General features: G+C 69.4%; 16 protein-coding genes and 1 pseudogene. All 17 read left to right on the top strand.

Features of this window, described 5'->3' with window-relative positions; genetic code table 11:
* The first annotated feature begins 244 nt into the window (after positions 1 to 244).
* A complete protein-coding gene (locus ABT084_RS06115) occupies positions 245 to 2,761 on the top strand; it encodes an ABC transporter substrate-binding protein (protein WP_351038552.1) in 2,517 nt (838 codons plus the stop codon).
* Positions 2,762 to 3,077: 316 nt separating this feature from the next.
* On the top strand, positions 3,078 to 4,976 hold the full coding sequence (typA, locus tag ABT084_RS06120) for a translational GTPase TypA (protein ID WP_351038554.1): 1,899 nt from the start codon (positions 3,078 to 3,080) through the stop codon (positions 4,974 to 4,976).
* Positions 4,977 to 5,392: 416 nt separating this feature from the next.
* On the top strand, positions 5,393 to 7,036 hold the full coding sequence (locus ABT084_RS06125) for a peptide ABC transporter substrate-binding protein (protein ID WP_351038556.1): 1,644 nt from the start codon (positions 5,393 to 5,395) through the stop codon (positions 7,034 to 7,036).
* Between the two features lie 182 nt (positions 7,037 to 7,218).
* Positions 7,219 to 8,142, top strand: coding sequence for an ABC transporter permease (locus ABT084_RS06130; RefSeq protein WP_351038558.1), 924 nt, complete (start codon positions 7,219 to 7,221; stop codon positions 8,140 to 8,142).
* 31 nt (positions 8,143 to 8,173) lie between these two features.
* Positions 8,174 to 9,106 (top strand): ABC transporter permease, encoded by a 933-nt coding sequence (locus ABT084_RS06135; protein WP_351038560.1) that lies wholly within the window; start codon positions 8,174 to 8,176, stop codon positions 9,104 to 9,106.
* A 15-nt stretch (positions 9,107 to 9,121) separates the two neighbouring features.
* Positions 9,122 to 10,177: an ABC transporter ATP-binding protein gene (locus tag ABT084_RS06140; RefSeq protein WP_351038562.1), complete on the top strand. Its 1,056-nt coding sequence runs from the start codon at positions 9,122 to 9,124 to the stop codon at positions 10,175 to 10,177.
* A complete protein-coding gene (locus ABT084_RS06145) occupies positions 10,170 to 11,318 on the top strand; it encodes an ABC transporter ATP-binding protein (protein WP_351038564.1) in 1,149 nt (382 codons plus the stop codon). Before ABT084_RS06140 ends, ABT084_RS06145 begins: the two co-directional genes overlap by 8 nt.
* 141 nt (positions 11,319 to 11,459) lie before the next feature.
* Entirely contained in the window at positions 11,460 to 12,389 is a 930-nt protein-coding gene (locus tag ABT084_RS06150; protein WP_351038566.1) for a GNAT family N-acetyltransferase, read from the top strand.
* A gap of 131 nt (positions 12,390 to 12,520) precedes the next feature.
* The gene (locus tag ABT084_RS06155) at positions 12,521 to 14,149 is read left to right on the top strand and encodes a peptide ABC transporter substrate-binding protein (protein ID WP_351038568.1); all 1,629 of its coding nucleotides are present in this window, start codon (positions 12,521 to 12,523) and stop codon (positions 14,147 to 14,149) included.
* A gap of 89 nt (positions 14,150 to 14,238) precedes the next feature.
* Complete coding sequence (locus ABT084_RS06160; RefSeq protein WP_351038570.1) at positions 14,239 to 15,162, top strand: ABC transporter permease; 924 nt, start codon at positions 14,239 to 14,241, stop codon at positions 15,160 to 15,162.
* Positions 15,155 to 16,168 (top strand): ABC transporter permease, encoded by a 1,014-nt coding sequence (locus ABT084_RS06165; protein ID WP_351038572.1) that lies wholly within the window; start codon positions 15,155 to 15,157, stop codon positions 16,166 to 16,168. Before ABT084_RS06160 ends, ABT084_RS06165 begins: the two co-directional genes overlap by 8 nt.
* A gap of 12 nt (positions 16,169 to 16,180) precedes the next feature.
* Positions 16,181 to 17,155, top strand: coding sequence for an ABC transporter ATP-binding protein (locus tag ABT084_RS06170; RefSeq protein WP_351038574.1), 975 nt, complete (start codon positions 16,181 to 16,183; stop codon positions 17,153 to 17,155).
* Positions 17,148 to 18,278 (top strand): ABC transporter ATP-binding protein, encoded by a 1,131-nt coding sequence (locus ABT084_RS06175; protein WP_351038576.1) that lies wholly within the window; start codon positions 17,148 to 17,150, stop codon positions 18,276 to 18,278. The genes ABT084_RS06170 and ABT084_RS06175 overlap by 8 nt, the downstream gene beginning before the upstream one ends.
* Before the next feature lie 510 nt (positions 18,279 to 18,788).
* Positions 18,789 to 18,983 (top strand): hypothetical protein, encoded by a 195-nt coding sequence (locus ABT084_RS06180; RefSeq protein WP_283459796.1) that lies wholly within the window; start codon positions 18,789 to 18,791, stop codon positions 18,981 to 18,983.
* 22 nt (positions 18,984 to 19,005) lie between these two features.
* On the top strand, positions 19,006 to 19,923 hold the full coding sequence (gene mshB, locus ABT084_RS06185; protein WP_351038578.1) for an N-acetyl-1-D-myo-inositol-2-amino-2-deoxy-alpha-D-glucopyranoside deacetylase: 918 nt from the start codon (positions 19,006 to 19,008) through the stop codon (positions 19,921 to 19,923).
* Positions 19,920 to 20,303, top strand: coding sequence for a DUF6113 family protein (locus ABT084_RS06190; RefSeq protein ID WP_351038580.1), 384 nt, complete (start codon positions 19,920 to 19,922; stop codon positions 20,301 to 20,303). The genes mshB and ABT084_RS06190 overlap by 4 nt, the downstream gene beginning before the upstream one ends.
* 206 nt (positions 20,304 to 20,509) lie before the next feature.
* Positions 20,510 to 20,878 (top strand): annotated as a pseudogene (locus ABT084_RS06195) (hypothetical protein); the annotation flags it as partial.

Raw genomic sequence — 20,878 nt, forward strand, 5'->3', positions numbered from 1 at the left:
CCACGTCCCCCGAACGGGTCAGTGCCCGCCCGTTCCGCATCCGGGATTGGTCCGCACGGGTGGGGTTCGCGGCGTGGCGCGGGGCGGCTGCGGAGGCTGTGGCAGGTGGTCGATTTCAGTGGGTTCATCACCAGTGTGATCAGCTCCATATACCGCCAAAAGTGATCAAGCCGCCCCTGGCGCCACCTCCTGGTGGCACCCCCCGAGTCCCGCCCCGCTCAGCCCCGCCCCGGAGGTACCACCCATGTCCCAGAGAAGGCGCAGGTCCTTGGCGCTCCTGACCTCGGGAGTCCTCGCACTGCCGCTGCTGACGGGCTGCGGGGCCGACGACGAGGGCGGCCCGGCCGCCGCCGGTCAGGACATCTCGGCCACCACCCGCGACCTGGTGGCGGACGGCGGGGTGGCGCGCTGGGCCGTCGACTCCCTGCCCGAGACCCTCAACACCTTCCAGGCGGACGCGGACGCCACCACCGGGCGGATCGCCGGCGCCGTCCTGCCCCACCTCTTCGTCCTGGACGCCAAGGGACGGCCCGTCGCCAACCCCGACTTCCTGGAGAAGGCCGAGGTCATCGAGCGCGAGCCCAAGCAGGTCGTGCTCTACAAGCTCAACCAGCAGGCCGTGTGGAGCGACGGCCGCGAGGTCGGCGCCCCCGACTTCGTCGCGCAGTGGCGGGCCCTGAACGGCAAGGACTCGGCGTACTGGACGGCCCGCAACGCCGGGTACGACCGGATCGAGAAGATCGAGCGGGGCGCCAGCGACCTGGAGGTCAAGGTCACCTTCGCCAAGACCTACACCGACTGGCGCTCCCTGTTCAGCCCGCTCTACCCCAAGCAGGTCACCGGCAGCCCCGAGGCCTTCAACGAAGGCGCGCGCGGCGCCCTCAAGGTCACCGCGGGCCCCTTCAACCTCGGCGCCATCGACAAGAAGACCGGCACCGCGGCCCTCTCGCGCAACCCGCGCTGGTGGGGCCGGCCCGCCAAGCTCGACTCCCTCGTGCTGACCGCCGTCCCCCGCGCCGAGCGGGCCGCCGCGCTCGCGGCGGGCAAGCTGGACCTGGCCGAGATCGACCGCGGCGGCGCCGAGCGCATCGCCCTCGCGCACCGCGACGCCGCACAGCAGAACGGCGCCCCCGCCCACGGCCCCGGCGCCTCGGTGACCGCCGCCCAGGCCACGCTCTCCTGGGCGGTCGCCTTCGGCGCCGACGAGGGCAGGGCCAAGGACGAGCAGGAGACGCGCAAGAAGAACGCCGAGGCCGCCGCCACGTACGCCGCCCAGCAGAAGGCCCTGCGCGCCTTCGCCGTGCGCAAGTCCCTGCAGCCCGCCTACACCCAGCTCGCGCTGAACGGCACCTCCGGGCCGCTCGCCGACGAGCGGGTCCGCCGGGCGGTGGCCCGCGCCCTGGACCGCCAGGCCCTCACCGACATCGTGCTCAAGCCGCTGGGCCTGCCCGCGAAGCCGGTCGGCAGCCACCTGGCGCTGGCCGGGCAGCGCGCGTACGCCGACAACAGCGACGCCCTCGGCGGCCAGGACACCCAGGCCGCCCAGGCCCTCCTCGCCGACGCGGGATGGCGCAAGGGCGGCAAGCTCTCGGACCCCGTGGGCGCCAAGGCGGGCTCCGAGAGCGACAAGAAGGACGACGGGAAGACCCCCGCCCGCCCGGCCGGCGCCGCCACGGCCCCTGCCGCCGCCGCCGAAGGTGACGGCACCGGCAACGACGGCCTGTACATCGTGGGCGAGGACGACCGCAACGGCGCCCGCCCGCCCGCGGCCCTGAACCCCGCCTCGCGCCCGGCCCCGCTGCCGGGCCTGCGCCCCGGCGACCGCCCGGCCCGCCCGGGCGAGGAGGGCGCCCAGCGGCCCGAGGGTCCGGTCGAGCAGCGCGCGGGCGGCGCCCCCGAGGGCGAGTACCGCTACGCCCCCGACGGGGAGGTCGTCGACGCCGACCGCTTCGCCTCCGGGGAGCGGGAGGTCTCGCCGGTGCTGGCGCCCGTACCGCTGGCCGAGCAGCAGCGGGCCGCGCTCCTGTCCCAGGCCACGCTCCTCGCCCGGGCGGCCGCGGTCGACGACGGCAAGCGCAACCCGTCCCTGGACGCCGAGGCGGCGCCCGCCGAGGAGCCGGGCGAGGGCAAGGCCACTCCGGCTCCCGCCCCCGCCAAGCACGTCCGTACTTCCGGCGCCATGCTCGCCAAGGACGGCAAGCCGCTGACGCTGCGCTTCGTCCTGCCGTCGGGCCCCGGATCCGAGGCCCTGCGCTCGGTCGGGGAGCGGATCTCCCAGATGCTCCAGAAGATCGGCATCAGCACCGAGCTGACCAAGGTCGCCGACGAGAGCTTCTTCAAGGACCACATCGCCTCGGGCCAGTACGACCTGGCCCTGTACTCGTGGCCCGCGACCGCCTTCCCCGCCACGGACGCCCGGCCGATCTTCGCCAAGCCCTCGCCCGCCGCCGACGGCTCGCTGCTGGTCGAGCAGAACTACACCCGGGTCGGCACCGACCGCATCGACCAGCTGTTCGACCAGGCGCTCGGCGAGCTGGACGAGGACCAGTCCCGCGACCTGATGCGCAAGGCGGACGCCCGGATCTGGGCCGTCGCCGGTTCCATCCCGCTCTACCAGCGCCCCGACCTGGTGGCCGTCAAGCCCGCCCTGGTCAACGCGGGCGCCTTCGGTCTCGGCGCCCCGAAGTACCAGGACATCGGCTGGCTGAAGTCGGCGGCGGAGCTGAAGGCGGCGAAGGAAAAGGCCGCCAAGAAAGGCTGATCGCGGGCCGAAGGCCGGGTGAACAAGCTCAGAAGTGACTCAAGTCCCTTGCCCGCCGGAGCACCGGCGGGCAAGGTCGTGCATAGCCATTGACCCGCATGAACACGGGCCGGGACCCCCCACCCCATCCCCGGCCGGCCGCGCTCCGCGGCACCCTTCCGCTCAGCCCTCCGGCCTCTTGACAGACCCCCCGGCGTGCAGTTCCCGCCACGCAACGTACGATGGGGTAAGGCCGTGGCAGGTTTTTCCGCCCGGCGGGCGCGCGTGCCGGACCGTACGCGACGCCATCCACGATTCCGGGAGAAGCGCCGCCAGTATGACCACGCGCCACGACATTCGTAATGTAGCCATCGTCGCCCACGTCGACCATGGCAAGACGACCCTCGTCGACGCCATGCTGAAGCAGGCAGGTGCCTTCGCCGCCCACCAGCACCTCGACGACCGCATGATGGACTCGAACGACCTGGAGCGCGAGAAGGGCATCACCATTCTCGCGAAGAACACCGCGGTCAAGTACCACCCGAAGGAGGGTGGCGCGCCGATCACGATCAACATCATCGACACCCCGGGCCACGCCGACTTCGGTGGCGAGGTCGAGCGCGGTCTGTCGATGGTGGACGCGGTCGTCCTCCTCGTCGACGCGTCCGAGGGCCCGCTGCCGCAGACGCGCTTCGTGCTCCGCAAGGCGCTGCAGGCGAAGATGCCCGTCATCCTCTGCATCAACAAGACCGACCGTCCCGACTCCCGGATCGACGAGGTCGTCAACGAGACGTACGACCTCTTCCTGGACCTGGACGCCACCGAGGAGCAGATCGAGTTCCCGATCGTCTACGCCTGCGCGCGTGACGGCGTGGCCTCGCTGACCAAGCCGGAGGACGGCACCGTCCCGGCCGACAGCGACAACCTGGAGCCGTTCTTCTCCACCATCCTGTCGACCGTCCCGGCCCCCGAGTACGACGAGGACGCCCCGCTGCAGGCGCACGTCACCAACCTGGACGCCGACAACTTCCTCGGCCGCATCGCGCTGCTCCGCGTCGAGCAGGGCGAGCTGCGCAAGGGCCAGACGGTCGCCTGGATGAAGCGCGACGGTTCGATGTCGAACGTCCGCATCACCGAGCTGCTCATGACCGAGGCGCTCACCCGCAAGCCCGCCGAGGTGGCGGGCCCGGGTGACATCTGCGCGGTCGCGGGTATCCCCGACATCATGATCGGCGAGACCCTGGCCGACCCGGAGAACCCGATCGCGCTGCCGCTCATCACGGTCGACGAGCCGGCGATCTCCATGACCATCGGTACGAACACCTCCCCGATGGTCGGCCGCGGCGGCAGCGGCAAGGGCGCGGACGCCAAGTCCGCGGTCAAGGACCGCAAGGTCACCGCCCGTCAGGTCAAGGACCGTCTGGACCGCGAGCTGATCGGTAACGTCTCGCTCCGCGTCCTGGACACCGAGCGCCCCGACGCCTGGGAGGTGCAGGGCCGCGGTGAGCTGGCGCTGGCCATCCTGGTCGAGCAGATGCGCCGCGAGGGCTTCGAGCTGACCATCGGCAAGCCGCAGGTCGTCACCCAGCTCGTCGACGGCAAGGTGCACGAGCCGGTCGAGCGCATGACCATCGACGTCCCCGAGGAGCACATGGGCGCGGTCACGCAGCTCATGGGCGTCCGCAAGGGCCGTATGGACAACATGTCGAACCACGGCTCCGGCTGGGTCCGCATGGAGTTCGTCGTGCCGTCGCGAGGCCTCATCGGCTTCCGTACGGAGTTCCTCACCAACACCCGTGGTACGGGCATCGCGCACTCGATCCACGAGGGCCTGGAGCCGTGGTTCGGCGAGTTGAAGACCCGTAACAACGGCTCCCTGGTCGCCGACCGCGCCGGTTCGGTCACGCCGTTCGCGATGATCAACCTGCAGGAGCGCGGCGTGCTGTTCACCGCCCCCGGCACCGAGGTGTACGAGGGCATGATCATCGGCGAGAACTCGCGCGCCGACGACATGGACGTGAACATCACCAAGGAGAAGAAGCTCACCAACATGCGTGCGGCTTCCGCGGACAACACGGAGAACGTGGTGCCCCCGCGCAACCTGTCGCTGGAGCAGTCCCTGGAGTTCTGCCGCGACGACGAGTGCGTCGAGGTGACCCCGGAGGCCGTCCGCATCCGTAAGGTCGTTCTGGACCAGAAGGAGCGCGGTCGTACGTCTTCGCGCGCCAAGCGCTAGTTGCCGCGAGCGTCACATTTTGCGAGTCGGCCCCTTCGCCACGGTCTCCGTGGTAGAGGGGCCGTTCGCTTTTGTCAACCGGATTATCTCGTTCAGGTGTCCGTATATCGGGCATCACGCTCCGGAAGCCGTACTAACCGTCCGTTTCGCGGGTGTCTGTCTAGGCTCAGTTTGTCCGTATATCGGGCTCCTGACCTGTAGTGATGTTGTCAAAACGAGACCCTTTAGGTGTGGTTTACGGGTCGGTCGTACCTAATAGTTGGCACCAAGCTCGGGTCAATGGGTCACGCACTGTGGGGAGTGTCGACTCACGAGCACACTGTGGGTAACTCATCGCGTCATCGCTGTCAGGGGTGTCAGCGTGCGATCGAGTGCCCCGTCTTGTAGTGACAAGTGGACTCATGAGGAGGAAACCCATGCGTGGTGCCAAGAGCGCCAAGTGGGTCGCGGGCGCGGCAATCATTGCCCTCGCCGCGACTGCCTGCGGTGGTGGCGGGGACAAGAAGGATGCGGGTGCTGGCGGCGGTACGTTCCGCCTCGGTATCACCGAGCCCGTGGCGATCGACCCGTACAACGCCCAGGAGTCTGAGGGCTCCCTGGTCGCGCACAACCTCTTCACCGGCCTGTACAGCGCCACCCCGGACGGCAAGCTGAAGCCGGCTCTGGCCGAATCGTTCACCACGAGCGACGACGGCAAGACCTGGACCTTCAAGCTGAAGGCCGGCACCAAGTTCTCCAACGGCGAGCCGGTTGACGCCGAGGCGTTCATCCGCGGCTGGACGCGCACCGTCTCGAAGGCCTCGGCCTCCGACGTGGCGTACCCGATGGACGGAATCGTCGGTTACAAGGAGCTGAACGGCGGCACCAGCGACAAGTTCGCCGGTCTGTCCGCTCCGGACGCCAACACGCTGAAGGTCGAGCTGTCCGCGGCTGACTTCGAGTTCGACAAGAAGACCGTTCACACCGTCTTCAGCCCCGTTCCGAAGGTCGCCGGCGCCGCCAACAACAAGGCGTACAACGACGCTCCCATCGGCAACGGCCCCTTCAAGATGGAGGGTTCGTGGCAGCACAACAAGTCCATCACCATGGTCCGTAACGACGACTACGGCCTGGAGAAGGCGAAGCTCGGCAAGGTTGAGATCTCGATCCTCAACTCGGCCAACGCCGCCACCCTCGAGTACCAGGGTTACCAGTCGGGCACCTTCGACTGGGCGCGTATGCCCACGCCGCAGCTGCCGGTCGCCAAGGCCAAGTACGCGGCGAAGAAGCAGTGGATCGAAGCCGACACCTCGGGTATCAACTACCTGGTCGTCTTCAACCAGAACGCGCCGATGAACAACGTCGACGCGCGCAAGGCCATCTCTTACGCGATCGACCGCGAGGCCATCGCCAAGGGTGTCTTCCAGGGCATGCAGAAGCCCGCCACCTCGGTGCTCCCGCCGTCGTTCGCGGACACCTACACGAACAACCTCTGCACCTCCTGCGTCAAGCAGGACCCGGCCAAGGCCAAGGAGCTCGCGGCCAAGGGCGGCCTGAAGCCGGGCACCGTCCTGGACTTCGGCTACAACACCGGTGGCGGCCACGAAGAGTGGGTCCAGGCCATCGCGCAGCAGCTGAAGGACGTCCTCGGCCTCGAGGTCAAGCTGAACGGCAAGCCGTTCAAGGAGGCCCTGGCGCAGCAGCAGGACAAGGCGACCGCGGGCATCTGGCGTTCGGCGTGGGGCGCGGACTACCCGACCCCGGACAACTTCCTGTTCCCGCTGCTCGACTCCGGCTCGATCAACGAGGACCCGGCGACGGGCAAGGCCCAGGGTGACAACCGCGGGCGCTACAACAACCCGAAGTTCGACGAGCTGATCACCAAGGCTCGCGCCACCAAGGACCCCGCTGCTCGCGCCGCGGTGTACAAGGAGGCCGAGAAGATCGCTGTCGAGGACGACCAGGCGCTCATCCCGACCTGGAAGCGCACGCAGTACCGTCTCGCCAACACGGACAAGTTCGCCAACATGAACATGGACTTCTTCGAGGACCCGAACCTCGCCGAGATCTCCGCCAAGTAGGCGCACTTCTTCACCAGTAGGTAGGCGAAGGCTGTGGGGGCCGGAGTAACTTCTTCGGTCTCCACGGCCTTCGCTCAGTCCCGGGCGCACCCCTCATCTCTCCCGTTCCGCGCCCGGATGCGGCCAATCTCCCGATCGGATGATGCCGCCAACCCCCACGCTCAGCATGTGAAGGAGGCATCGTGGGCAGATATGTGATCCGGCGACTGGGACAGATGGTGGTCGTCCTCTTCGGTGCGACGATCGTTCTCTTTGGCTGTCTCTTCGTGCTCCCGGGCGACCCGGTGGGTTCGCTCGGCGGTGACAAGGCCCGCGACCCGGCGGTGGTCGAAGCACTCCGAGAGCGTTACGGCCTCAACGACCCGCTCCCGGTCCAGTACGGCAACTTCGTCAAGAACCTCGCGCAGGGCGACCTCGGTGAGGACTTCACCCAGCGGCGCCCCGTGACCGAGGTGCTGCAGCCCAAGCTCGTGAACACCGCCGAGCTCGCGGTGGCGGCCATCGTCCTCGACATCGCGATCGGCCTGTTCGCCGGCCTGATCGCCGCGCTGTTCAGATACTCCTTCTGGGACGTACTGATCACGCTCCTCACCACCATGGCCGTCGGCTTCCCGTCCTTCGTGATCGGCATGGTGTTCCAGAAGGTCTTCGTGGTCCAGCTCGACTGGGTCCCGCTGATCTCGGACGGCACGATGAAGTCGCTGATCCTTCCTGCCCTCACGCTGGCGATCCTCGACGCGGCGCTCGTGGCGAGGCTCATGCGCGGCACCATGCTGGAGGTGCTGCGGGCCGACTACGTCAAGACGGCCGTGGCCAAGGGTCTGCCGCGCCGGACCGTGCTCCTCAAGCACGTCATGCGGAACTCGATCATCCCGGTCGTCACGTACCTGGGTATCTCCTTCGGCGGACTGCTCGGTGGCGCACTCATCACCGAGGCGATCTTCAACTGGGACGGCATCGGCCTCGCGCTGGTGACGGCGGTTCAGCAGCAGAACAACCCGATCATCATCGGCGTGGTGACCTTCGGCGTCGCCGTGTTCGTGCTGCTCAACCTTCTCGTCGACCTCTTGTACGCGGTCCTCGACCCCCGCATCCGTCTCGCCTGATCCCAGGCAGCCCGTTCTAGGAGTCATACCCATGACCGAGCTCACCAAGAGCGAATCGGTGGCTGGGGACGCGACCGCTGCGGCGGGAGGCGCGAAGGCCGTCGAGGCCGAACCCGCCATCGCCCGCGTCACCCAGTGGGGCGAGATCCGCCACCGCTTTCTCGCCAACAAGCTGGCCGTCGTCGGCCTCGCCCTGGTCCTCGGCCTGTTCGCCGTCGCGATCTTCGCGCCGCTGATCGCGCCGCACGACCCGATGGCGCAGGACCTGACCAACACCCTGCAGACGCCGGGTGGCGAGCACCTGCTCGGTACGGACGCCCTCGGCCGCGACCAGCTCTCGCGCATCATCTACGGCAGCCGCATCGCGGTCGAGGTGGGTCTCGCGTCGATCTTCCTGGCCTGCGCGATCGGCGTCGTCATCGGAGCCCTGGCCGGCTACTTCGGCCGCGCCACCGACTCGGTGCTGATGCGCATAGCCGACGTCTTCTTCGCCTTCCCGCTGCTCATCGGCGCCATCGTCATCATCATCGCGATGGGCCGTGGCGTGATGCCGGTGATCATCTCGCTGGCCATCTTCTCCTGGCCGACGGTCGCCCGTCTGCTGCGCAGCTCGATCCTGTCGGTCCGTGAGGCCGACTACGTGCTGGCCGCTCGCGCCCTCGGCGCGGACACCCGGCGGATCATCGTCCGGCACATCCTTCCCAACTCCATCGCCGCCGTTATGGCGTACGCCGCGTTCAGCGTCGGCGGAGCCATCGTGGCCGAGGCCTCGCTGTCCTTCCTGGGCGTCGGCGTCAGCCCCGAGATCCCCGAGTGGGGCAACATGCTCGCCGGTGCCAAGGACTTCATGGGCGTCAAGGACTACCTGTGGACGTACCCCAGCATCGCGATCGTGCTGACGGTTCTTGGCTTCGTTTTCGTCGGTGACGGGCTCCGCGACGCCCTCGACCCGAAGCTGCGCTAGAAGGGCGGCACCACAATGACTACTTCCAGTGTCACCGCAGAAGTGCCCCACCAGAGGGCATCGGACGCCGATGTGCCCGTGCTCGAAGTGCGCGACCTGCACGTCGAGTTCAAGACCCGCGAAGGCGTGGTCAAGGCCGTCAACGGCGTCAACTACAGCGTCTCCTCAGGTGAGACGCTGGCCGTCCTCGGCGAGTCCGGTTCCGGCAAGTCCGTGACCGCACAGGCCATCATGGGCATCCTCGACTCGCCCCCCGGGCGGGTCTCCCAGGGTGAGATCCTCTTCAAGGGCCAGGACATTCTGCAGCTCCCGGAGAGCGAGCGGCGCAAGCTGCGCGGCCCGAAGATGGCGATGATCTTCCAGGACGCGCTCTCCGCGCTGAACCCGGTGTACTCCGTCGGCAACCAGCTGGGCGAGATGTTCCGCGTCCACCAGGGCATGTCGAAGAAGGACGCCAAGGCCAAGGCCATCGAGCTGATGGAGCGGGTGAAGATCCCGGCTGCCCGTAGCCGCGTCAACGACTACCCGCACCAGTTCTCGGGCGGTATGCGCCAGCGCATCATGATCGCGATGGCGCTCGCCCTGGAGCCCGACCTGATCATCGCGGACGAGCCCACCACGGCGCTCGACGTGACGGTCCAGGCCCAGGTCATGGACCTGCTGGCCGACCTGCAGCGCGAGTACAACATGGGTCTGATCCTGATCACCCACGACCTCGGCGTGGTCGCCGACGTCGCGGACAAGATCGCCGTGATGTACGCGGGCCGCATCGTCGAGCAGGCTCCGGTCCACGAGCTGTACGGGCGCCCCGCGCACCCGTACACCCGCGGCCTGCTGGACTCGATCCCGCGCCTGGACCAAAAGGGCGAAGAGCTCTACGCGATCAAGGGGCTGCCGCCCAACCTGCTCAAGATCCCGACGGGCTGCGCCTTCAACCCGCGCTGCCCCAAGGCGCAGGACATCTGCCGCACCGACGTCCCGGCCCTGCTGCCGGTGACCGAGCGCGACGGCATCGAACTGGTCGGCCGCGGCAGCGCCTGCCACTTCTGGGAGGAGCAGATCCATGGCTGAGCTGAGCAAGAAGGACGACGCCGTGGACGATGCCACCCCGAGCCTGGCCGAGGTCGACGCCGTCGACGTGGCGTCCGAGGAAGCGGCCCTGGAGGCCATCGCGGCCCCCGTGGACCGTGGCGAGCCGATCCTGCAGGTGCGCAACCTGGTCAAGCACTTCCCGCTGACCCAGGGCATCCTCTTCAAGAAGCAGATCGGCGCCGTCCGCGCGGTCGACGGGATCTCCTTCGACCTCCACCAGGGCGAGACCCTCGGCATCGTCGGCGAGTCGGGCTGCGGCAAGTCGACCGTCGCCAAGCTGCTGATGCTGCTGGAGACGGCCACGTCCGGCGAGGTGTTCTACAAGGGCACGGACATCACCAAGCTGTCGGGGAAGGCCCTCAAGGTCGTCCGCCGCAACATCCAGATGGTGTTCCAGGACCCGTACACCTCGCTGAACCCGCGCATGACGGTCGGCGACATCATCGGCGAGCCCTTCGAGATCCACCCCGAGGTGGCTCCCAAGGGCGACCGGCGCCGCAAGGTCCAGGAGCTCCTGGACGTCGTGGGCCTGAACCCGGAGTACATCAACCGGTACCCGCACCAGTTCTCCGGCGGTCAGCGCCAGCGCATCGGCATCGCCCGCGGCCTCGCGCTCAACCCGGAGATCATCATCTGCGACGAGCCCGTCTCGGCGCTCGACGTGTCGGTGCAGGCGCAGGTCATCAACCTGATGGCGAAGCTGCAGGACGAGTTCAACCTCTCCTACATCTTCATCGCGCACGACCTGTCGATCGTCCGGCACATCTCGGACCGCGTGGGCGTGATGTACCTGGGCAAGATGGCGGAGATCGGCAGCGACAAGCAGATCTACGACCACCCGACCCACCCGTACACGCAGGCGCTGCTCTCCGCCGTGCCGGTGCCGGACCCGACGGCCCGCGAGGGCCGCGACCGGATCATCCTGTCGGGCGAGATCCCCTCCCCGGCCAACCCGCCGTCGGGCTGCCGCTTCCGCACCCGCTGCTGGAAGGCCGAGGACAAGTGCTCCAGCGAGGAGCCCCTCCTCGCGATCCCGGAGCGCTTCAAGGGCCAGGAGACCCTGGCCGCGCACGAGTCCGCGTGCCACTTCGCCGAGGAGAAGGCCGTCCTGGCCGTCTGACCCCGGCGTGACGAGCGCCCGGGACCGGTTCACCACCGGTTCCGGGCGCTTTCGCGTTCCCCGGGCCCGGGCCGCGCGCGGTCTCCCCCGACAGGGAAAACCGCGTTGCGCGCGGGCGGCCGCTCCCTCGAGAGTGGAGCGATGCTGACCGTACGCCCCGCAGGGCCCGGAGACGCCGGTGACATCTGCGCACTGCTGAACACCATCGACCGGATCGAGACCGGCAGGCCGGAGACCGATCTGCGCATGGTCGAGGCCGACCTGAACCACCCCGACGTGGACCTGGCCACCGACTCCTGGCTCGCCTTCGAGGACCGCAGGCTCGTCGCCTACGCGCTGCTCTGGGCGGACTCGGGACCGGGCAGGGTCGATTCCGACCACTACGTCCTGCCCGACCGGCAGGCCGCCGGAGCCCGGCTGCTGGAACTGATGGAAGCGCGGGCCCGGGAGATGGCCGCCGGGGCGCCCGGCGCCCGGCTGCGGCTCCAGCTCAACGTCCGGCCGACCCTGGACCTCGACCTGATCACCGGATACGGCTGGCGGCCCGTGCGCCGCTACCAGGTGATGACCCTGGACCTCACCGCGGGCCCGCCGCCCGCTCCCGAGCCGCCCGCCGGGCTCTCCGGGCTGACCCTGCGCGACTGCGCCGCCGACCCGGCCGACCCCCGCCGGGCCCACGCCCTGATCGAGGAGACCTTCGCCGCGCACTTCGGCCACGTGGACCGAGCGTACGAGACCTGGCTGGACCACCTCGACGCCCGCGACCTGGACTGGTCCCTGGTGTGGATCGCGAGCCTGCCCGCGCTGGGCGACGTAGGCGTCCTGCTGACCCGCGACGACCGTACGGCCATGGGATGGCTCAGCCACATCGGCGTACGGGCGGACCAGCGCGGCCGCGGGATCGGCGGCCACCTGCTGCGCCACGGCTTCGCCGTCTACGCGGCGCGCGGCCGCGACACCGTCGGCCTCGGCGTCGACATCGCCAACGAGACCGGCGCCCTCGGGCTGTACGAACGCCACGGCATGGGCGTGCGCTACGCCGTGGACACCTGGGAACTGCCCCTGCGCTGAGCGTCCGTCCACTCGCACGGGTGACAGGCGTCCCCCGGGCGTGCCCAATCGGGCGCGCTTGGAGTGCGCGGACCCGCACGTGGGGTCACATTGGGTCTCCAGCGAGTCTCGGGAGCCCAAGGAGGCACTCCATGCGCGGAGCCACCCACGCCAAGTGGGCCGCTTGTGCGGTCGCCGTCGCCCTCACGGCGACGGCTTGCGGCGGCGGAAGCGACAGCGGCGACGGCGGTGGTGCCGGCATCATCAGCTCCTCCTGGGGCGACCCGCAGAATCCCCTGGAGCCCGCCAACACCAACGAGGTGCAGGGCGGCAAGGTCCTCGACATGCTCTTCCGGGGCCTCAAGCGCTACGACCCGAAGACCGGCGAGGCGAGGAACATGCTCGCCGAGAAGATCGAGACGACCGACAGCCAGAACTTCACGATCACGCTGAAGGACGGCTGGAAGTTCAGCAACGACGAGCCGGTCACCGCCCAGTCCTTCGTGGACGCCTGGAACTACGGCGCGGACGTGCGCAACAAGCAGAACAACTCGCCCTTCTTCAAGGACATCGTCGGCTACGCCGACCTGCACCCGGCATCCGGCGACCCCAAGACCAAGACGATGTCCGGCCTGGTCGTCAAGGACGCCAAGACCTTCACGGTCGCCCTCAAGGAGAAGTTCTCCACCTGGCCCGACACCCTCGGCTACCAGGCCTTCTCCCCGCTGCCGAAGGCCTTCTTCACCGACCACGCGGGCTGGCTGAACAAGCCCGTCGGCAACGGCCCGTACACGGTGGACTCCTACACCAAGGGCACGGCGATCAAGATGCGCAAGTGGGACGGGTACACGGGGGCGGACAAGGCGCAGAACGGCGGTGTGGACCTCAAGGTCTACACCGACAACAACACCGCCTACACGGACCTGATCTCCGGCAACCTCGACCTCGTCGACGACGTGCCGGCGCAGCAGCTGAAGAACGTCAAGAAGGACCTGGGCGACCGGTACATCAACCAGCCCGCGCTGATCATCCAGACGCTGACCTTCCCGCTGTACGACCCCGCCTGGGGCAAGCCGGGCATGGAGAAGGTCCGCCGCGGCGTCTCGATGGCGATCAACCGCGAAGAGATCACCAAGCAGATCTTCCAGGGCACCCGCACCCCCGCCAAGGACTGGACCTCCGCGGCCCTCGGCGACAAGGGCGGCTACTCCGCCACCGCGTGCGGCGACGGCTGCACGTTCGACCCCGCGCAGGCCAAGAAGCTCATCGAGGAGGGCGGCGGCCTGCCCGGCGGGAAGATCACGCTCACCTCGAACGTGGACACCGGCTCGCACCGCGAGTGGATGGACGCCGTCTGCAACAGCGTCAACAACGCGCTGGGCAAAGGCGCGGTCTGCACGGTCAACCCGGTCGGCACCTTCGCGGACTTCCGCAACCAGCAGAGCGCCTTCAAGCTGACCGGCCCCTTCCGCTCCGGCTGGCAGGCCGACTACCCGCTGATCCAGAACTTCCTGGAGCCGCTGTACTACACGGACGCCTCCTCCAACTACGGGAAGTTCAACAACAAGGACTTCGACAAGCTGATCGACGACGCGAACCAGCAGAGCGACACGGCCAAGGCCACGGCCACCTTCCAGGACGCCGAGAAGATCCTCGCCGAGCAGATGCCGTCCATCCCGCTCTGGTACCAGAACGGCAGCGCGGGCTACTCGGAGCGCGTCTCGAACGTCGCCCTCAACCAGTTCAGCGTGCCCGTCTACGACCAGATCAAGGTCAGCTGACGTCCCCCACCAGAGCCCGGGCCTGCCGCCACCACCGTCACCATCAGTGATCCGGTGGCGGCAGTCCCGCCGACACCCTGGAGGCCTCCATGGGACGGTATGTGATCCGGCGGCTGCTCCAGATGATCCCGGTGTTCATCGGCAGTACGTTCCTGATCTTCTTCATGGTCTACGCGCTCGGTGACCCCGTCGCGGCGCTCTTCGGCGACAAGGCCCCCGACCCGGCCACCGCCGCGCGCATCCGCAAGGACCTCTTCCTCGACCAGCCCCTGTGGAAGCAGTACCTCCACTACATGGGCCAGATCTTCCGGGGCGACTTCGGCACCGCCTTCAACGGGCAGAAGGTCACGTCCCTGATGTCCACGGCCTTCCCGGTCACCCTGCGCCTGACCGTCGTCGCGATCGTCATCGAGGTCCTCGTCGGCATCACCCTGGGCGTGGTCAGCGGCCTGCGCCGGGGCAAGGCCATCGACCACACCCTGCTGGTGCTCACCCTGGTCGTCATCTCGGTGCCGACCTTCGTGACCGGGTACCTGCTCCAGTTCCTCCTCGGCGTGAAGTGGGGCTGGGTCCGGCCCACGGTCTCCCCGGACGCCCCCTTCAACGAGCTGATCCTGCCCGGCATCGTGCTCGCCCTGGTCTCCCTCGCCTACGTCACCCGGCTCTCGCGCACCTCGATCGCCGAGAACGTCAAGGCCGACTACGTGCGCACCGCGGTCGCCAAGGGCCTGCCCCGCGGCCGGGTCATCACCCGCCACCTGCTGCGCAATTCGCTCATCCCCGTGGTCACCTTCATCGGCACCGACATCGGCGCCCTGATGGGCGGGGCGATCGTCACCGAGCGCATCTTCAACATCCACGGCGTCGGCTACCAGCTCTACCAGGGGATCCTGCGCAACAACGCCCCCACGGTCGTCGGCTTCGTGACCATCCTCGTCATCGTCTTCCTGCTGGCGAACCTGCTCGTCGACCTGCTCTACGCGGTCCTGGACCCGAGGATCCGTTATGCCTGAGCCCGAGCGCGAGCCCGAGCGCTACGACCCGCTGCGACCCGGAGCGGGGGAGGCGATCGCACCCACCGGCCAGGGAGGAGCCATGGATCTCGCCCTGGAGGAGGCGGAGAGCCTGGAGAAGCCGCTGGGCGGCGGACCGGGGGTCACCGGCCCCCAGGACAAGGCGCGTTCGCTGTGGTCCGACGCCTGGCAGCAGCTGCGCCGCAACCCCGTCTTCATCGTCTCCGCGCTGCTCATCCTCTTCCTCGTCGTCATCGCGATCTGGCCCCAGCTGATCGCGAGCGGCGACCCGCTCCGGTGCGACCTGTCCAAGTCCCAGCAGGGCCCGGCCCCCGGCCACCCCTTCGGCTTCGACACCCAGGGCTGCGACGTCTACACCCGTACCGTGTACGGCGCGCGCGCCTCCATCACCGTCGGCGTCTGCGCCACTCTCGGCGCCGCCCTCCTCGGCTCGCTCCTCGGCGGCCTGGCCGGCTTCTTCGGCGGCTGGGGCGACGCGCTGCTTTCCCGGGTCGCGGACATCTTCTTCGGCATCCCGGTCGTCCTCGGCGGCCTGGTCTTCCTCTCCGTGGTCACCAGCACCACGGTCTGGCCGGTGGTCGGCTTCATCGTGCTCCTCGGCTGGCCGCAGATCGCCCGCATCGCCCGCGGCTCGGTCATCACCGCCAAGCAGAACGACTACGTCCAGGCCGCCCGCGCGCTCGGCGCGAGCAACAGCCGGATGATGCTGCGGCACGTGGCGCCCAACGCGATCGCCCCGGTCATCGTCGTGGCGACCATCGCCCTGGGCACCTACATCGCCCTGGAGGCCACCCTGTCCTTCCTCGGCGTGGGCCTGCGCCCGCCCACGGTCTCCTGGGGCATCGACATCTCCAACGCCGCCTCGCAGATCCGCAACGCCCCGCACATGCTGCTCTACCCGGCGGGGGCGCTGAGCCTGACCGTGCTCGCCTTCATCATGCTCGGCGACGCGGTGCGCGACGCCCTCGACCCCAAGCTGCGCTGAGGAGTGGGCACCATGCTGCTCGAAGTCCGCGACCTCCATGTGGAGTTCCGTACCCGGGACGGGGTCGCCAAGGCGGTCAACGGCGTCACCTACTCGGTGGCGGAGGGCGAGACCCTCGCCGTGCTCGGCGAGTCGGGCTCCGGCAAGTCCGTGACCGCGCAGGCCGTCATGGGGATCCTCGACATGCCCCCCGGGCGGATCGCGGGCGGCGAGATCCTCTTCAAGGGCCAGGACCTGCTGACCATAAAGGAGGACGCCCGCCGCAAGATCCGGGGCGCCGACATGGCGATGATCTTCCAGGACGCGCTGTCCTCGCTGAACCCGGTGCTGAGCGTCGGCGCCCAGCTGGGCGAGATGTACGAGGTGCACCGCGGGATGTCCCGCAAGGACGCCCGCGCCAAGGCGGTCGAACTCATGGACCGGGTCAAGATCCCCGCCGCCAAGGAGCGGGTGGGGGACTACCCGCACCAGTTCTCCGGCGGCATGCGCCAGCGCATCATGATCGCGATGGCGATGGCCCTGGAGCCCTCGCTGATCATCGCGGACGAGCCGACCACCGCCCTCGACGTCACCGTCCAGGCCCAGGTCATGGACCTGCTCGCGGAGCTCCAGCGCGAGCTGAACATGGGCCTCATCCTGATCACCCACGACCTGGGCGTGGTCGCGGACGTCGCCGACAAGATCGCCGTGATGTACGCGGGCCGGATCGTCGAGTCCGCCCCGGTGCACGAGATCTACAAGAGCCCCGCCCACCCCTACACCCGCGGCCTGCTCGACTCCATCCCGCGTCTGGACCAGAAGGGCCAGGAGCTGTACGCGATCAAGGGCCTGCCGCCCAACCTGCTGGCCATCCCGCCCGGCTGCGCCTTCAACCCGCGCTGCCCGATGGCGCAGAGCGTCTGCCGCGCCGAGGTGCCGCCGCTGGCGACGGTCGCCGAGGACCGGGCGAGCGCGTGCTTCTTCTGGAAGGAGTGCCTCGGTGCCTGACGCGATCCTCGAAGTCACCGACCTGGTCAAGCACTACCCGCTGACCCAGGGCATCCTCTTCAAGAAGCAGGTCGGCGCGGTCAAGGCGGTCGACGGGGTCTCCTTCTCCCTGACCCGGGGCGAGACCCTCGGCATCGTCGGCGAGTCCGGCTGCGGCAAGTCGACGGTCGCCAGGATGCTGGTCAACCTGGAGCGGCCGACGGCGGGCGCGATCTCGTACAAGGGCGAGGACATCACGAGGTTGTCGGGCAGGTCCCTCAAGGCCGTCCGGCGCAACATCCAGATGGTGTTCCAGGACCCGTACACCTCGCTGAACCCGCGCATGACGGTCGGCGACATCATCGGCGAGCCGTACGAGATCCACCCCGAGGTGGCTCCCAAGGGCGACCGGCGCCGCAAGGTCCAGGAACTCCTGGACGTGGTCGGCCTGAATCCCGAGTACATCAACCGCTATCCGCACCAGTTCTCCGGCGGCCAGCGTCAGCGCATCGGCATCGCCCGCGGGCTGGCCCTGCGGCCCGAGATCATCGTGGCGGACGAGCCGGTGTCCGCGCTGGACGTCTCGGTGCAGGCGCAGGTGGTCAATCTGCTGGAGCGGCTGCAGGACGAATTCGAGCTGTCGTACGTGTTCATCGCGCACGATCTGTCGATCGTCCGGCACATCTCCGACCGGGTGGGCGTGATGTACCTCGGCCGAATGGTGGAGGTCGGCACGGACACCGAGATCTACGACCACCCGACCCACCCGTACACCCAGGCGCTGCTCTCCGCCGTCCCCGTCCCGGACCCGGAGGCCCGCAAGCACCGGGAGCGGATCATCCTCTCCGGGGACGTGCCCTCACCGGCCAACCCGCCCTCGGGCTGCCGCTTCCGGACCCGCTGCTGGAAGGCCGAGAACCGGTGCGCGCAGGAGGTTCCGCTGCTGGCGGTCCCGCTGGAGTTCCGCGCCGCGGGCGGCCCCGCGGCCCACCCGTCGGCCTGTCACTTCGCGGCGGAGAAGCCGCTGACCCGGCCCGCGCCCGAGTCCCGGCCGGCGCCCCCGCCCACGTTCCCGCCCGGGCACCCGCCCGCGGATTCACCCGAGCCCCCGCCCGCGGATCCGCCGTCGCTGGAGAAGGGGTAGGGGTAGGGGTAGGGGTAGGGGTAGGGCGCCACCGGAAGGAGCGGAACAGAGGAGGAACAGAAGGGGAATTCTGTTCGGCGCGCATTTCCTCCGCGCGCATTTCGCGCGCGCTTTCCCGGAGCGTTTCCCGTCCCTCCCGGAAGAATCGATTCCTCTTTTGTTCGCCGTAGGCGATCGCGGCCCGCGACAAGGTGGCGATATCGCCCGCGACCCCCACAACCGGCTTAACATGGAAGCAACTTGACCGTCTCGGCGACGAGATCCGGACGGGGGAATCTGGTCGCCGTACGGTCCGTGCGGGTGCCGTCAGCCGTCCGGCGGGGTGGGAGCCCCGCCGGACGGTCGCATGCGCGCCCGTGCTCCTCCGTATGCGCGGCGTGCGCCCCTCGTGCTGCGGGTTCTCGATCGATGCGCTGGTACGGATAGTTATGATCCGTAGCGCACGGTGGGTATGTCTCCGCCGAGCACGCGAATCGATTCGATGTCCGCTCGACATGGAGGTGAACCGCCGTGGCACTCTCGATCTCGGCCGTGGTGCTACTGGGGATCGTCGTCTTCCTGCTGGTCCGGAAGTCGGGTCTGAAGGCGGGACACGCGGTCGTCTGCGTGCTGCTGGGCTTCTATCTGTCCAGTTCCTCGATCGCGCCCACGCTCAGCCAGCTCACCACCAACGTCGCGGGCATGATCGGTGGCCTCAAGTTGTAGGGGCGCCTCGTAGGGTGGCCCCATGAACGGTCTTCCCGCCCGTCGTCTGCTCCTCGTGCACGCGCACCCGGACGACGAGTCGATCAACAACGGCGTCACCATGGCCAAGTACGCGGCCGAGGGCGCCCACGTCGCGCTGGTGACCTGCACGCTGGGCGAGGAGGGCGAGGTCATCCCGCCCCGCCTCGCCCATCTGGAGGCCCACCGGGACGACGCCCTCGGCGCGCACCGGATCGGCGAGCTGGCCGCCGCCATGCGCGAGCTGGGCGTCGCCGACCACGGCTTCCTGGGCGGCCCCGGCCGCTTCCGGGACTCCGGGATGATGGGCGCCGGGCAGAACGACCGCCCCGGCTCCTTCTGGTCCGCCGACCTCGACGAGGCCGCCGGGTACCTGGTCGAGGTCATCCGCCGCGTCCGGCCCCAGGTGCTCGTCACCTACGACCCCGACGGCGGCTACGGCCACCCCGACCACATCCAGGCCCACCGCGTCGCCACCCGCGCCGCCGAACTGGCCGCGGACCCGGCGTACGGCGCACACCTCGGCGCGCCCCACGCGATCGCGAAGGTCTACTGGAACCGGGTCCCGCGCTCGGTCGTCGAGGAGGGCTTCGCCCGGCTCCGTGCCGCGGGCCGGGGGCCCTTCGCCGGCTTCGCCCGGCCCGACGACGTACCGGGCGTGGTCGACGACAAGCGCGTGACCGCTGAGATCGGCGCCGCGGACGGGGAGCCGTACGCGGCGGCCAAGGAGGCCGCGATGCGCGCCCACGTCACCCAGATCTCCGTGGAAGGGCCGTTCTTCGCGCTCTCCAACGACCTGGCGCAGCCGCTGTTCAGGCGGGAGTACTACGAGTTGGTGGCCGGCCGCTCCGGCGCCCCGGCGGGGGAGCGCGAGAGCGACCTCTTCGCGGGCGTCCCCGACGCGGCGGAGGCGGGCGCGTGACCACCACCTGGACCCCGGCCCGGATCGTCGCCCTCGTGGTCCTGCTGGTGCTCGGCGCGCTGACCGGCGTGGCGGGCTGGCTCGTCGTCGGCCTCTGGTTCCCCGGCGGCCTCGTGCTGGCCCTGCTGGCCCTGCTGGGGCTCTTCCTGGCGGGCCGTCTGGTCACCGGCAGTGGAATCGGCGTGGGCGTGCCCGTCGTCGGCTGGTTCCTCGCCTACGTGATGCTGGGCGTCCCGCGCGCCGAAGGGGACTTCCTGCTCAGTTCGTCGGGAATCGGGATGTATGTGTACCTTTTCGGGGGCGTCGTGCTCGCTGTGATGTGCGCCACCCTGCGCGGCCCGCTGGAGCGGCCTGTTTCGGCCGGGAGGCCCGGCAGGTGACGTGCCGTTGGGTGCTACGCCGGGATCCGCGCCGGGGGTTGTGAAAGCTCCCGCCGCGCCCCCTTTGCCCCATGCGCCGGGCCCCCGGAGGAATGCCGTCGCCCCCGGTGGTCAGTTGCGTCCCGGCGGCGGCCAGTATGGTGGACGGGCCGCCGAGCTGCCCGCGCACGGCACGCGGGCGGCGGAGCCAACCGGGAGATCCTGCCTTGAGTCGTGAAACTGACAGTTCGTCCTCCGGGCCCCAGGGCCGCGGTGGAGCCGCCTACCCGTCGGGTACGCCGCCGTACGGAACCGGCCAGTATCCGTCTACGGACGCCGCGGCTAACGCCCCGGAGGAGAAGCCTGTGACCTCGAAGCCGTCCACGCCCGCCGCGGACTCCGATGGACCCAAGACCGAGACGACGCTGACGACGCGGATCCGGATCAACATTCCGGGTTCGCGGCCGATCCCGCCCGTGGTCGTCCGCAAGCCGGTCGGCCCCGCCGCCGGTGAACCGGAGCGGATCCCGGACGGGCCGCCGGCGCCGCCCCGGTCCGCCGGTCCGTCCGGCAGCCCGGGCGCCGGTCCCTCCGGG

Source organism: Streptomyces sp. NPDC002138, from assembly GCF_040296485.1.
Lineage (GTDB): Bacteria > Actinomycetota > Actinomycetes > Streptomycetales > Streptomycetaceae > Streptomyces.

Coding starts and splice junctions, on each gene's coding strand:
- ABT084_RS06160 (WP_351038570.1), top strand. CDS start 14,239: ATGGGACGGTATGTGATCCGGCGGCTGCTCCAGATGATCCCGGTGTTC.
- ABT084_RS06135 (WP_351038560.1), top strand. CDS start 8,174: ATGACCGAGCTCACCAAGAGCGAATCGGTGGCTGGGGACGCGACCGCT.
- ABT084_RS06165 (WP_351038572.1), top strand. CDS start 15,155: ATGCCTGAGCCCGAGCGCGAGCCCGAGCGCTACGACCCGCTGCGACCC.
- mshB (WP_351038578.1), top strand. CDS start 19,006: ATGAACGGTCTTCCCGCCCGTCGTCTGCTCCTCGTGCACGCGCACCCG.
- ABT084_RS06140 (WP_351038562.1), top strand. CDS start 9,122: ATGACTACTTCCAGTGTCACCGCAGAAGTGCCCCACCAGAGGGCATCG.
- ABT084_RS06150 (WP_351038566.1), top strand. CDS start 11,460: ATGCTGACCGTACGCCCCGCAGGGCCCGGAGACGCCGGTGACATCTGC.
- typA (WP_351038554.1), top strand. CDS start 3,078: ATGACCACGCGCCACGACATTCGTAATGTAGCCATCGTCGCCCACGTC.
- ABT084_RS06145 (WP_351038564.1), top strand. CDS start 10,170: ATGGCTGAGCTGAGCAAGAAGGACGACGCCGTGGACGATGCCACCCCG.
- ABT084_RS06155 (WP_351038568.1), top strand. CDS start 12,521: ATGCGCGGAGCCACCCACGCCAAGTGGGCCGCTTGTGCGGTCGCCGTC.
- ABT084_RS06125 (WP_351038556.1), top strand. CDS start 5,393: ATGCGTGGTGCCAAGAGCGCCAAGTGGGTCGCGGGCGCGGCAATCATT.
- ABT084_RS06170 (WP_351038574.1), top strand. CDS start 16,181: ATGCTGCTCGAAGTCCGCGACCTCCATGTGGAGTTCCGTACCCGGGAC.
- ABT084_RS06115 (WP_351038552.1), top strand. CDS start 245: ATGTCCCAGAGAAGGCGCAGGTCCTTGGCGCTCCTGACCTCGGGAGTC.